This window comes from Streptomyces zinciresistens K42 (assembly GCF_000225525.1).
GTDB classification, from domain to species: Bacteria; Actinomycetota; Actinomycetes; order Streptomycetales; family Streptomycetaceae; genus Streptomyces; species Streptomyces zinciresistens.
The window spans coordinates 25,502-38,494 of record NZ_AGBF01000053.1 but is presented as its reverse complement, the minus strand read 5'-3'; the positions used below and the strand labels follow the sequence as shown (position 1 = coordinate 38,494).

Genomic DNA, 12,993 nt, shown 5'->3' with positions numbered 1-12,993 from the left:
GGGCGGTCGCGCGGACCGTCGGGACGCCGCCGCCCGGGGACGGCGCCCCGGGCGGCTGAGGGCGGGGCCGTGCCCTCACGCGGCGGGGCCGGGCCCCCGTGCCCTCACGCGGCGGGGCCGCGTCCCCTTGCCCCCACGGGGAGGGGCCGGCGCGCGGTCAGCCGGCGGGGCGGTCCAGGAACTCGGCCAGACCGCTCAGGAGCCGGTCGACGTCCTGCTCGCTCGTGTAGGGCGCGAGGCCGACGCGCAGGCCGCCCGCGTCCCCGAGGCCCAGCCGCCGCGACGCCTCGACGGCGTAGAACGAGGACGCGGGGGCGTGCACCCCGCGCTCGCCGAGGAAGGCGTAGGCGTCCGCCGTGCCGTGCCGCGCGAACGTCAGCAGCAGCGTGGGCGTGCGGTCGGCCGCGCGGGAGTGCACCGTGACGCCGTCCAGGGCGGCCAGCCCCGTGTCGAGCCGTGCGCGCAGGCCGCCTTCGTGCTCTTCGAGCGCGGCGTAGGAGGCTTCGAGGCGCCGGCGGCGGGTGCCGCGGGCGTCGGGATCGAGCTCCGCGAGGAAGTCGACCGCCGCGCGGGTTCCGGCGAGGAACTCATAGGGCAGGGTGCCCAGTTCGAAGCGCTCCGGGACGGCGTCGCCGGACGGCAGCAGCTTGTCCGGCCGCAGCGTCTCCAGCAACTGCGGCCGGGCGGCGAGGACTCCGTGGTGCGGGCCGAGGAACTTGTACGGCGAGCAGACGTAGAAGTCGGCACCGAGCCGCTCCAGGTCGACCAGGGTGTGGGCGGCGTGGTGGACGCCGTCGACGTAGCTCAGCGCGCCGCTCCCGCGGACCAGTCGGGTGATCCGGGGGATGTCCGGGCGGGTGCCGATCAGGTTGGACGCGGCGGTGACGGCGACGAGCCGGGTCCGCTCGGACAGGACGGCGCGGATGTCGTCGGCGGTCAGCTCCCCGGTGGCGGGGTCGAAGTCGGCCCAGCGCACGACGGCCCCGACCACCGCGGCCGCCTGGACCCACGGGCGGATGTTGGCGTCGTGGTCGAGGCGGGTGACGACCACCTCGTCCCCCGGTGACCAGGTCTTGGCGAGGGTGCGGGCGAAGTCGTAGGTGAGCTGGGTGGCGCTGCGGCCGAAGACGATGCCGGAGGGCTGCGCGCCCAGCAGGTCGGCCAGGGCCTGACGGGTCCCGGTGACGATCGACTCGGCGTTGCGCTCCCCCGGCGCCACCCGGCCCCGGTTCGACAGCGGGCGGGCGAGCGCGTCCGCGACGGCCCGGATGACGGGCTCGGGGGTCTGGGTGCCGCCCGGCCCGTCGAAGTGGGCGATCCCGGCCTCCAGCGCCGGGAATCGGGAGCGGAGGGCTGTGATGTCGTATGTCACGGGGGCTCCTTGCGGCGGCTCGGTCCGGGTGCGCTGTCCGGGTGCGCTGTCCGGGGGCTCAGCCTGCCACGGCCGCGGTGGGCAGACGTGCGCGGTGCCTTCCCCGGCGATGCGGTCGAGGGCCGCGTCGAGGACGCGAGCGCGGCGGCGGGGGTCGGCGGTCGCGGTGGCCGCGGCCGCGCTCTCACAGACTCCGCACCACGCGGGCGGGGTTGCCGGCGGCGACGACGCCGGGCGGCACGTCCCTGGGTGACGACGGCTCCGGCGCCGATGACGGAGTTGTCGCCGAGGGTGACGCCGGGCAGGACGACGGCCCCGCCGCCGATCCCCACGTTGTCGCCGAGGGTGATCGGGCGGGCGGCCTTGACCTTGACACCGTGGCAGGCCCTTCACTGGGGCCGCGGAGACGCACTCACCCGAGGGGAAGGAACACGTACGTGGACATGGCGCGGGCACAGCGGGGCCTGGCGAGCGAGGACGCGTCGGTACGGCTGTCGGCGGCGCTCGCGATCGGCGCGGCGCCGGACCCCCGGCACATCGACCGGCTCGTCGAACGGTGCGCGGTGGAGCCGGAGTTCTTCGTACGGGACATGCTGACGTGGGCGCTCACACGGCACCCGGCCGAGGCGACGGTCCCGAGGCTCCTCAGGGAGCTGGACTCGGACCGGGCGCAGGCGCGCGGCCAGGCGCTGCACACCCTCTCCAAGATCGGGGACCGGCGGGCCTGGCCCGCGCTCACGCGCGCGCGTCTCACCGACGCCGACGACGAGGTGGCGCGGGCCGCCTGGCGTACCGCGGTCGTCCTCGCGCCCGACGGCGAACGGCCCGCGCTCGCCCGGGTGCTGGTGACGCAGCTGGGGCGCGGCGACCGGGACACCCGGCTGAGCCTCAGCCGGGCGCTGGTCGCGCTCGGCGCGGACGCCGCGCCCGCGCTGCGTGCCGCGGCGGCGGATCCCGTCGCCCGGGTACGGCACCATGCCGGGGAGACGGAGCGGCTGGCGCTCGACCCGGACGCGGAGTTCGCGGGCGCCGTCGAGGACGCGAAGCGCATCGTGGCCGTGGGGCCGCCCGCGCAGGAGGAGTGATCAGCGGTGTTGATCGGCGAGGTGGCACGGCGTTCCGGGGTGAGCGCGCGCATGCTCCGGCACTACGAGTCGCTCGGCCTGGTGCGTCCGACGGGGCGTACGCCGGGCGGCTACCGCGAGTACTCCGGCACGGACATCCGGCGGATCTTCCACATCGAGAGCCTGCGGTCCCTGGGGCTGTCGCTGCGCGACGCGGGGCGCGCCCTGGACGACCCCGGATTCACGCCCGCGGAGCTGGTCGCGGACCTCGTCCGGCAGACGCGCGAGCGGATCGAGCGGGAGACGGAACTGCTCGCGCGGCTCGGCCGCATCGACGCCGCGGAGCCCGCCCGGTGGGAGGACGTGCTCCAGGTCGTGGCGCTGTTGCGGGCGTTGGCGTCGGAGAGCGCGGGCGAGCGCCAGCGCGCGGCCCTGGCCACCGGTGAGCACGCCGTGGTACCGGTGGCGGCGCTGGTGGACGCGGTGCTGGACGAGCCGGACCCGGTCGTCGCCGGTGCCCTGCGGTGGAGTCTGGCCCAGGCCGGTGAGGAGGCGCTGCCCCTGCTGGCACGGGGGCTCGCGGCGGCGCGGGCCGACGTGCGCGGGCGGGCGGTGCGGACCGTGGCCGAGCTGCCGCAGGCGGCGGCCGTCCCGCTGCTGAAGGACGCCCTCGCGGACGGCGATCCCGGCGTGCGGGGGTGCGCGGCGCTGGCGCTGGGCGCGCGCGGAGTTGCCGAGTCGATCCCCGCGCTGCTCGACATGGTCGTCGCGGCGGTGAACGACGTCGACGCCGCCGACGCGCTCGGCGCGCTGGCGCGCGATCCCGCGCTGCTCGACCGGATCGCCGCGGGGCTGGTCGGGCGGCTCACGGACGGCGGGGCGGACTCGGCCGCGCGCCGCCGCCTGACCCAGGCCCTGGCGGACGTCCCGGGCGCCCGGACGTCCGCCGCGCTCACCGCGCTGACGGAGGACGAGGATCCGGGCGTGGCCCTGACGGCGCGGTATCTGCTGGCGCGGCGCGGGCCGGGCTGACGTGGCGCGGGCCGCCCCGGGCCCGCGCGCGCCGGACGGCTGTCCGGCGGATGCGCGGGCCCGGGGCGGCCGGATGGCGGCGCCGGGTGGTGTCAGGAGCCGTAGGTCTCGAACTCGGCCACCCTCGGGGTGCCGGTCGCCCCGGTGATCTCGAAGGTGATCTTCTTCAGCGAGGTCTGCGGGAAGGAGAGGGTGCCCGCGCCGCTGCCGGAGGCGAGGATGCCTCCGGTGTCCCCGTTGAGCAGTCGCCAGGTGCCGATGGCTCCGGCGGAGCCGGCGGCCTCCCGGATGCCGACGCGCGACACGGCGGTCGCGGAGCCCCACTTGACCGAGACGGACCCGGTGGTGCCGGCCGGTGACCAGTAGGTGCCGAGGTCGCCGTCGCGGACGTTGCCGTAGCTGGTGCCGTCGGCCTTGCTGGAGCCGTCGGAGCCCGCGCCGATGCTGAGGTTGGTGCCGGTAGGCGGGGTCGGTTCGGGGGTGGTGGGCGGTGTGGTCGTCGGGCCGGGCGGCGGTGTCTGCGGGGAGCAGTTGCCGTCCGAGACCTTCAGACCGGTGTTCGCGCCCGCGGTCCGGCTCACGACGTCCGGTACGCAGGAGGCGGCGTCGAGGGTGTAGGGGTACGGGATGCCCACGGTCGTGTTCGACTGCGGGTCGGGCCCGGCGGGGTAGTTCTGGGAGCCGGGCGCGGACCAGGTCACGTTGTCGAAGAGGTTGCCGCCGACCTGCCACGAGCCCCGCTGGTCGGTGTAGAAGGTGCCCAGGACGTCCTTGGAGTCCTTGAAGTAGTTGTTCTCCACCTTGGCCTTGGCTCCGGCGCGGGAGTTGATGCCGGACTCCTTCAGGTTCCGGTAGTAGTTGTTGTACATGTGCGCCGTTCCGCCGCGCAGCAGCGGAGTGCGGGAGTCGATGTTGTCGTAGAGGTTGTGGTGGAAGGTGATGTTGCTGTTGGACCGGTCGCTCTCGCTGGAGCCGATCAGGCCGCCGCGCCCGGAGTTGCGCAGGATGCTGTAGGACAGCGTCACGTACTGCGTGTTGTTCTTCATGTCGAACAGGCCGTCGTAGCCCTCCGACTCGCCGCCGGACGCCTCCAGGGTCGTGTGGTCGACCCAGACGTTGCGCACGTCGCTCTCCATGCCGATGGCGTCGCCGCCGTTGGAGGTGGGTGAGCCCGACTTCTTGACGTTGCGGACCGTCACGTTCTGGATGATGATGTTGCTCGACTGGCGTATGTGGATGCCCAGTTGGTCGAAGACGGCGCCGCTGCCGACGCCGACGATCGTGACGTTGCTGATCTGCTTGAGCTCGATGACGTCGGCGGCCGTGTTGCAGCTGCTGCCGGACACCTTCGTGGTGTTGGCGTGGTTGATGGTGCCCTGGACCTCGATCGTGATCGGCGTGCTGCTGCTGGGCCTGTTGCAGAGCGCCTGATGGATCTGGGTGCCGGTGGCGGCCCGGACCGTCTGCCCGCCGGCCCCGCCCGTGGTCCCGCCGTTCTGGGTGGCGAAGCCGGTGGCGGAACCGGTGGCCGCCGACGCCTCGGGCGTGGACAGGGCGATGCCGACCGCGGCCGCCAGGGCCAGCGCCGCCGATGCCGCGGACAGCCGCAGCGCGAGAGGTCTTCTCATCTCTCCTCCTGAATTCCCGATGTGCTCATGACAGGTGGGGTTCATGACGGACGGGCGGGACCCGGGACACGAGGCGCCGCCGGACGTACGGAGTGCGGAGGTACGGAGGTGCGGAGGCGCCGGCACGGGAAGCGCGCGGAGCGGCAGTGCGCGGGGCGTGCGGCGGCCTGGGCGGTGCGGGTGCGGGTGCAGAGGGAGCGCTTGCGGGGTGCGGGTGCGCGCGGCCCGGTCGGCGGCGGCTCGTTCACTCGTCGCGGCGGCTCCCGCGACGCTGTGCCGACCTTGCTGCTTCTGGAGCGAAAGCCTGGAGAAAGCGCTTTCCGAACGGAGACGATAGGACGCGCTCGACGGGCTGACAAGACCCGCGCACGGTCTTTGGTTCACACTCTCGAACGATATTTCTGCGAGGCGGCACCTTGACGGGTTGCTGGTCGCATGTATGAACAGCCCTTCTTCACCTGACCGCTGCCGACAGGTGCCCGGACCCGGCCGGCAGCGCGCCGTACTCCTCGCCTGCGCGGGCCGGGCCGGGCGTTCGCGGGTGACAGCCCGTGTCGTGCCTGGGCGCTGTTCAGTGCGCCGGTTGGGCGGCCGGGTGCTCGGCGGGGGCGTCCGGGGCCTCGGTCAGGGACTGCCTGCTCGTTTCCGGAGCCCACGCCCAGCAGATGAGTCCGCCGACGGCGAGGACCGCGACGCATCCGCCGAGGGCGACGTTGACGCCGTACGCGTCCACGACGATGGGCAGCAGGAAGGTGCTGGACGCGGAGCCGAGGCGGCTCGCGGCGACGGCCACTCCGACCCCGGACGCGCGGACCTCCGTCGGGAAGAGTTCCGGCGGGTAGACGAACTCGAGGTTGACCGCGGCGGCCAGCACGAGTGCGAAGAGGGCGAAGAGCCCGACGGCGATCACCGGGTTGACGTCGGCGAAGGCCATGAGGGCCGTGAGCAGGGCCGCGCCGGCGAAGAAGGTGCCGATGAGGAAGGACCGCCGCGGGATCCGGTCGATGAAGAGCAGACCGAGGACGGCGCCCACGAGAAGGAAGACGTTGTAGGCGGCCCCGGCCGCCAGGGCGCTCGTCACGCCGAGGGACTTCATCACCTGCGGGGCGAACGTGCCCAGAGCGAAGAAGGGGATGACCTGGCAGACGTAGAACAGCGCGCCGACGGCGGTGCGCTTGCGGTGCTTCGCGGTGAACAGGTCGCGCATGCCTCCCTGTCGGGTGCTGGTGACCTCCGGCGGCGGCTGGACGCCGGGTCCGAGGTGGCGCCTGATGATGGCCGCGGCCTCTTCGGTGCGGCCGTGCCTGGTGAGCCACAGCGGTGATTCGGGGACACCGAGCCGGAATCCGAACGTCAGTACGGCGGGGAGCGCGCTGACGGCCAGCATGTACCGCCACGACTCGCCGCCGACGTCGGTGAGCAGGAAGCCGACGAGGTAGGCCATGACGTAGCCGCCGGCCCAGGCCACGGCGAGGAGGCTCATGAGGCGGCCGCGGGACCGCCTCGGGGACAGTTCCGTGACGAGGGACTTGCTGACCACGTAGTCGGCGCCGAGGACGACGCCGATCAGGAGCCTGAGCACCAGCAGCTGCCAGGGCTCCTGGATGAAGAACTGGAGTCCGGACAGGACCGCGAAGACGGACATGTTCCAGCCGAAGATGTGCTTGCGGCCCACCTTGTCGGCGATGGGTCCGGTGACGACGGCCCCGAGGAAGAGTCCGGCGAGCGTCGCGGCTCCGAGCAGACCGATCCACAGCGGGGTGAGTCCCAGGGCACCGGAGGCGGAGGTGAGGACGATACCGATGATGCCGAGGATGAAGCCGTCGCTGAACTGTCCGCCGGTCCCGGCGACAGCGACGCGGATGTGGAAGCGGGTGAGGGGGGCGTCCTCGTAGGCGACGGGCGCGTCCGTCCGGGCGGTCTCAGTCACGGTGCTCTCCGTCGCTGGTGGCGTTGGCGCTGTTCCGGCTGCGGAGCCGGGCGGTCGCGGCCTCGTATCCGCTCGTGGCCGACATGTCGACCCAGGCGTCGAGTGCCGCGGCGGCGTTGTCCGCCCGGCGGGGGCCGTCCCACGCGAGGCCGGCGACACAGCGCCGGGCGAAGGTGGTGGCCGCCGCGGTGAGGTCGTCGAAGATGCCGACGAAGGCGTCCACGATCACCGGTTCCATCACGTTGAGCTCCAGCTCACCCGCCGCGACGGCGAGTTCCACGGTGTGGGCGGCGCCGCGCACGCGGTAGCTCAGCTGCATCACGTACTCCGGGATCACCGGATTGACCTTCGCGGGCATGATCGACGAGCCGGCCTGCACCGCGGGGATCGTCAGGTCGCCGAGGCCGCCGGCGGGCCCGGACGACAGCAGTCGGACATCGGCGGCGATCTTGGCCAGGGTGATGGCCACCCGGGCTCCGGCGGCGGCCACGTCCGCGTAGGGGTCGAGGTGGGCGAGGGCGTCGAACAGGTCGGGCGCCGGGATCAGCCGCCGGTTCGCCGCCGCGGCCAGCTCCTTGACGGCGAGTTCCCGGTAGCCGTCGGGGGCCCCGGCGCCGGTGCCGATCGCGGTGGCCCCCAGCGGTACCGCGTGCAGCGACGCCGCTGCCGCGTGCAGGCCGCCCGCGGTGCGGCGGACGGCGGCCGCCTGGGCGCGGTGCGACTGGCCCGCGGTGAGCGTGACCGCGTCCCGCAGGCAGGTCCGGCCGAGGTGCACCGTCTCCTCGTACTCCGCCGCCTTCGCCTCCAGGGTGCGGGCGAGTTCCTCCAGCGCGGAGACCGGGCGCTCGACCAGGTCCATGACGGTCAGCGCCATCGCGGTGGGATAGCTGTCGTTGGTCGACTGGGAGGCGTTGACGTGATCGTTCGGGTGGACGGGGCGGCCCGCCAGCTGCGCGGCGCGGGCCGCGATGACCTCGTTGACGTTCATGTTGGTCGTCGTCCCGCCGCCGCCGAGGACGAGCGCGGACGGAAACTGCTCGGCGTGCTCGCCGGAGGCGATCTCCCGGCACGTCGCCACGATGGCGTCCCGCCGGGCCGGGTCCAGGACACCGAGGGCGTGGTTGGCCTCCGCCGCGGCCTGCTTGACGAGTGCGTAGTTGCGGACGAACGCGGAGACCTCTGCGAAGGTCCGGCCGGGTGCCGGGAAGTTCCCCAGCGAGAGCCTCGTCTGCTCGCCGTAGAGCGAGGGCGCCGCCGTGGCGCTGGGCGTGGAGGTAGGAGGCACAGGGCAGTCCTTTCGAGTGTCGCGCGTCACATCGGCGCGAAAGCTGCTGCGACATTAGGCACGACCTCCACCACTGCCTAGGAGCGGTGCTCTGACAGCAACATCAGGCCCCCGGAAGTCCCGTGACAGCTGCGTTAACACGTCTGTATCTTGGTGTTCACAGAGCAACAAGCTGGTGGGTGAGAGAGATGGACTCAGGGCCGGAGCGGGTCGCGGCGCTGCTCCTGGCGTTCGGGCAGGGCGGCGGACCCGGCGGGGAGCACAGCGTCAGCGAGCTCGCGCGCTCGGTCGGCCGCGAGCGCAGCCAGGTCTCGCGCATGCTGCAGGCGATGCAGCGCGGTGGGCTGGTCGAGCAGCACCCCGAGAGCAGGGCGTACCGGCTCAGCTGGTCGTTGCTGATCCTCGCCGCCGGCGCCGGCGACACCCCCCTGCTGCACGTCGCGCGCCCGGTGCTGCAGACCTTGGTGGCACGCAAGGGCGAGGTCGCGCTTCTCTCGGTGCAGCAGGGCAACCGCTCGCTGACCGTCCTGCGGGAGGAGTCGCACCAGTCCCTGCGCGCGGGCGGCTGGGTCGGGCGCAGTTCCCCCATGCACTGCACCGCCTCCGGGCGGGCGCTGCTCTTCGACAGCGACGACGCGCTGGTGGAGGAGCTGACCGCGGGTGATCTCGCCACCCCGATGTCGGCCCTCGCGGCCCCGGCCACACTGAGCGAACTGTTCGAACGGCTCCACACGGAGCGCGCGCAGGGCTACGCCGTCGCCAGCGAGGAGGCGGAGGTCGGCCTCACCTCCGTGGGTGTGCCGGTACGGGACCGCAACGACTCGATCATCGCGGTCGTCAACGTCTCCGGCCCCACCTCCCGCCTCGTGCACCGGGTCGAGGAGGTCGCCCAGATCCTGAAGTCGGCGAGCGCCGCGATCCGCAGGAACCTCGAACTGCCCGCGCCCACGCAGGCGGCCGCGCGCCGACGGGGGTGAGCCGCCCCGGTCGGCGGCGCCGGGGCGGCCCGCCCCGCGGGGCGCGGGCTATCCCTGCGGCGCCGTCCGGCGTGCCGGTGCCGTGTGCGCCAGGCCCCGCAGCAGGGCGCTGCGGCCGCGGCGGGGGACGGTCCACAGGGGGTGGCCGCGCACTCCCCAGCGTTCGAGCAGTGCGTTGGCGGCGAGGAAGCCGCTGGTCGCCGCCCGTTCCATGAGGGCCACCGGCAGGCCGGTGCGGACGAGGTCGCCCGCGAGGACCAGGCCCGGACTGGAGGTGCGCACCCCGGGGCGGTCGTCGTAGCCGCCGACCGGGAACAGGGGGCAGTCCTGGCGCCATTCGTGGCGGGCGTCGAGGACGCGGGCGTGCCGTGTCTCGGGGTAGACGCGGGTGAGCTGTTCGATCAGCCGTTTGGCCTCCACCTCGCGGTCCGCGTGCTCGGGCAGCGCGTAGCCGTGCAGTTCGACGACGGAGCCGCCGGTGCGCGCGGCCCAGCGGGCGGACTCGCCCTCGAAGCGCTCCAGGACGCTGATGTTGTCCAGCGAGCCGTATCCGGCCGTGCCGAGGAAGCCCGGCCGGGTGCGCTCCACGGGGCGGTCCAGCCAGAGGCGGGAGACGAGGAAGGGCGGAGCGGTGCGCAGCCGGGCGACGCGCTCGCGCCACAGCGGGTCGCCCAGTCCGGGCGAGCGCTCGGTCAGGGAGCGCAGTCCGGCGGTGTCGAGGGCGAGGACGACGGCGTCGTGGCGTGTCTCGCGTCCGTCCGCGACGACGACGTAGGCGCCGTCGGCGGTGGGGGTGACGCTCTCGACCGCGGTGGAGGTGCGGATCCCGGCGCCCCGGTCGCGCAGATGGCCGCCCAGCGGGTTCCACAGCCCGGCCGGGAAGGGGTCGGCGGGGACGTCGAAGAGCAGTCCTTCCGCGGAGCCGAGGAAGTAGATGTGGAACATCAGCACCATCTCGGCGGCCGAGAGGTTCCGGGGGTCGGCGAAGAAGCTGCGGGAGAAGACCTCGAAGGCCAGGTGCCGGGCGTCCGGCGGGAAGCGCAGGGTGTCGAGGAAGTCGTGGGCGCTGACCCGGTCGAGGCGCTCGTAGATCTCGGGCACGCGCACGTCGAGCAGGGGGAGCGCGGCGGCGGGGTTCATCCGCACGAGGTCGCGGGAGCGGAAGGAGCGGCTGAGCGCCACGAAGCCGACCGCGCTCATCGGCGGGGTGCGCGGGACCCGGCGGAAGCTGTCGTGGAGGCCGTTGCCGTGGCGCAGCGGGTAGTCGGGCAGGCCGGTGAGGCGGTCGAGGCGGGGATCGGTGCGGCGCAGCAGCCGGCGCAGGTTGTAGTACTGGCGGAAGAAGGCGTGGAAGCCGCGGCTCATGGTCACGGTGGTGCCGTCGTCGAGTTCGGTCGCCCAGCCGCCGACGCGGCCGCCCAGGTAGGGCTCGCGTTCGAACAGGGTGACGTCGACGCCGCGTTCGGCGAGTCCGGTCGCGGCGGCAAGTCCGGCGATGCCGCCTCCGACGACGGCGGTGCTGCGGGGCGTGCCGCCGATCCGGGGCGCGCCGGGCGGCGGGGGCAGGAAGACGGCGTGCCGGTCGCGGCCGGGGCGGGCCGCCCGGCCGGTCATCGTCCGCTCCCGGCGGGCGCGGCGGCGCGGCGGGCGACCACGGTGTGGGTGATCCCGGTCTGCCAGCCGGGCAGGGGCAGGGCGCGCACCCGGTCGAACCCGGCGCGGCGCACGCGCTGCGCGAAGGCGTCGGCCGTGTCGAACGCGACGACGCTGTGCCAGAGATGGCGGTAGAGGTCTCCGTCGCCGAACGCGGTGGCAACCGGCAGGACCACGCCCCGGCACACGGCGCTCCACACGGCGCGGTGGGCGCGCCTGCCGCTGAGGGCGTACTCGTGGACGGCGAGCCGGCCGTGCGGGGCGAGCATGCCGTGCACGGAGGCGAGGACGGCGTCGGGGTCGGCCACGTTGCGGAAGAGGTAGGCGGCGAAGACCGCGTCGAAGGGGCCGCGCACCCCTGCCTCGGCCAGGGACTCGGCCGGGGCGCACACGAAGTCGACCCGGTCGTCCCAGGCCTTGGCGCGGGCGCGGGCGAGCATCCCCGGGGAGGCGTCCACGGCCGTGATCCCGGCGGCGGGCAGCACCGAGCGCAGCGCGGCGGTGGAGGCGCCCGTCCCGCAGCCGAGGTCCAGCACGCGCAGCCCGGCGCCGGACGCGGGCAGCCCGAGGCGACGGGCGGAGCGGCGCAGATGCGCGTGGTAGCCGGGGTTGGCGGCCACGAGCGTGTCGTAGCTGTGCGCGGCATGGTCGAACGCGGCGGCCAGTTCCGCGTCACGCAGCAGGGTCACGCTGTCTCCTGAGGGGTCGTCGGGGAGTTCGAGCTGAGGGGGCCGGGCGCGTGGGGCGCGCCGGTCAGGGTCCGGGGAAGGGGCGCCGGGGCAGCAGCGGGACCGCGGCGGCGGCCCGGAGCATCGGCAGGACGGGGGTGTGGAGGCCGATGCCGAGTTCCTCGTGCGGACGGGTCTCGCCGTCGAGGAAGCGCAGCAGCCGGGTCATGGGGACCCGGGTGAACAGCCGCGCGAAGAACGCCGCGCCGTCCACGAGTCCGCTGTCGAGGGCGTGCAGGAGGACGGCGTCCATGGCGCGGGAGCGGAGCGGGTGCGGCTGCGGCGGCACGGGCCGGCGGCCCTGTCCGAGGGCCGCCGCGACGGCCGCGGTCTGGCGCTGCACACCGGCGAAGGTGTAGCCGGTGGAGGGCCGGGTGGCTCCGCCCGCCGTGCCGATGCGGAAGACGGAGTCGCCCGTGCGCCGTGCGAAGCGGGCGTCGGTCATGGGGATGACGCCCGTCTCGGTCGCGGTCACCTCGAAGTCCGTCAGGCCGAGCACGCTGCCGGTGTAGTGCCGCAGCGCCTTCTCGTACGCGTCCGCGGACAGCACGGCCGGGGAGAACTCGGTGTACTCGACCAGGGCCTGCCGGGTGCCGGTGGGCAGCAGGTAGCCGAACGACAGCCCCGTGGCGGGCTGGGCGGTGCGGAAGTCCATGAGGTCGGCGCGGGCCGGGTCGAAGACGGGGCGCGGGGTGCGCACGAACCAGCCGTGGAAGTGCTGGAGCAGGGTGGTGCGGGCCGCGGGGAGGCTGCCGAGGGGGCGGGAGTCGAAGACCCAGCGGGCCTGGACGCAGCGGCTCGACCCGGAGGCCGTACGGGCGTGGACGCGTGCCCCGTCGGCGACGCCCTCCACGTCGTCGACGACCGCCTCCAGCCGCCGGACCCGGCCGGTGCGGGTGAGGTCGTGCTCGACGAGGCACTCGAAGTCGTCGGAGCGGATCATCTTGTACCGCAGGGGGGAGATGTCGTCCTCGATCGGTTCACCGGTGGGCGGATGGACGCGCAGGCGGCGCCACGCGGTGGTGACCGCGGCGTCGAAGCGGCCGCGGCCCGCCTCCCAGAAGCACCAGGTGCGCGCGGGCGGGCGCAGCGGGCCGGGCGGCGCGGTGACGAGGACGACGGAGGGGCGGCGGGCGGGCCGGGCGCCGGGCGCGGGCAGGCAGAGCCGGTGGGCGAGCGAGAGCCCCGCGGCTCCCGCTCCGATGATGGCGACGTCCGCCTCGATCACGACCGGTTCACTCCCTCCGCGGCGCTGCCGGGCCTGTCGCAGACATTCCGCGAGGAGTACCCGTTCGGATGCGGAACATCACGGGTTCCGTCCGTA

General features: G+C 74.3%; 10 protein-coding genes and 1 pseudogene. 3 read left to right on the top strand and 8 right to left on the bottom strand.

Annotated elements, in window-relative coordinates:
- Positions 1-157: 157 nt before the first annotated feature.
- Entirely contained in the window at positions 158-1,372 is a 1,215-nt protein-coding gene (locus SZN_RS17280) for a cysteine desulfurase-like protein (protein ID WP_007496701.1), read from the bottom strand.
- Between the two features lie 184 nt (positions 1,373-1,556).
- Positions 1,557-1,743: pseudogene (locus SZN_RS38750) on the bottom strand (DapH/DapD/GlmU-related protein); the annotation flags it as partial.
- A 72-nt stretch (positions 1,744-1,815) separates the two neighbouring features.
- On the opposite strand from SZN_RS38750, the gene SZN_RS17275 reads away from it, so the two are divergent.
- Together SZN_RS17275 and SZN_RS17270 are read left to right on the top strand one after the other, a co-directional pair.
- Positions 1,816-2,457 carry a HEAT repeat domain-containing protein gene (locus SZN_RS17275; RefSeq protein ID WP_043731310.1) on the top strand — a complete coding sequence of 214 codons (642 nt, stop codon included), beginning with the start codon at positions 1,816-1,818 and terminating at the stop codon, positions 2,455-2,457.
- A gap of 6 nt (positions 2,458-2,463) precedes the next feature.
- Complete coding sequence (locus tag SZN_RS17270) at positions 2,464-3,468, top strand: MerR family transcriptional regulator (protein WP_007496697.1); 1,005 nt, start codon at positions 2,464-2,466, stop codon at positions 3,466-3,468.
- 92 nt (positions 3,469-3,560) lie between these two features.
- Here the strand turns inward: SZN_RS17270 and SZN_RS17265 are convergent, their stop codons facing one another.
- The 3 genes from SZN_RS17265 to SZN_RS17255 form a co-directional block, all read right to left on the bottom strand.
- Positions 3,561-5,096, bottom strand: coding sequence for a pectate lyase family protein (locus tag SZN_RS17265; protein WP_007496695.1), 1,536 nt, complete (start codon positions 5,094-5,096; stop codon positions 3,561-3,563).
- 571 nt (positions 5,097-5,667) lie between these two features.
- Positions 5,668-7,026, bottom strand: a complete 1,359-nt coding sequence (locus tag SZN_RS17260) for an MFS transporter (RefSeq protein ID WP_007496694.1) — start codon at positions 7,024-7,026, stop codon at positions 5,668-5,670.
- Complete coding sequence (locus tag SZN_RS17255) at positions 7,019-8,311, bottom strand: lyase family protein (RefSeq protein WP_007496691.1); 1,293 nt, start codon at positions 8,309-8,311, stop codon at positions 7,019-7,021. The genes SZN_RS17260 and SZN_RS17255 overlap by 8 nt, the downstream gene beginning before the upstream one ends.
- Positions 8,312-8,499: 188 nt before the next feature.
- Here SZN_RS17255 and SZN_RS17250 point away from each other — a divergent pair, with 188 nt between their 5' ends.
- Positions 8,500-9,288, top strand: coding sequence for an IclR family transcriptional regulator (locus SZN_RS17250; RefSeq protein ID WP_007496689.1), 789 nt, complete (start codon positions 8,500-8,502; stop codon positions 9,286-9,288).
- 48 nt (positions 9,289-9,336) lie between these two features.
- Here SZN_RS17250 and SZN_RS17245 read toward each other — a convergent pair whose 3' ends face one another.
- From SZN_RS17245 to SZN_RS17235, 3 genes are all read right to left on the bottom strand, one after another.
- A complete protein-coding gene (locus tag SZN_RS17245) occupies positions 9,337-10,902 on the bottom strand; it encodes an FAD-dependent oxidoreductase (RefSeq protein ID WP_007496688.1) in 1,566 nt (521 codons plus the stop codon).
- Positions 10,899-11,630 carry a class I SAM-dependent methyltransferase gene (locus tag SZN_RS17240; protein ID WP_007496686.1) on the bottom strand — a complete coding sequence of 244 codons (732 nt, stop codon included), beginning with the start codon at positions 11,628-11,630 and terminating at the stop codon, positions 10,899-10,901. Before SZN_RS17240 ends, SZN_RS17245 begins: the two co-directional genes overlap by 4 nt.
- A 64-nt stretch (positions 11,631-11,694) precedes the next feature.
- Positions 11,695-12,897: a lycopene cyclase family protein gene (locus SZN_RS17235; protein WP_007496684.1), complete on the bottom strand. Its 1,203-nt coding sequence runs from the start codon at positions 12,895-12,897 to the stop codon at positions 11,695-11,697.
- Between the last annotated feature and the right edge of the window lie 96 nt (positions 12,898-12,993).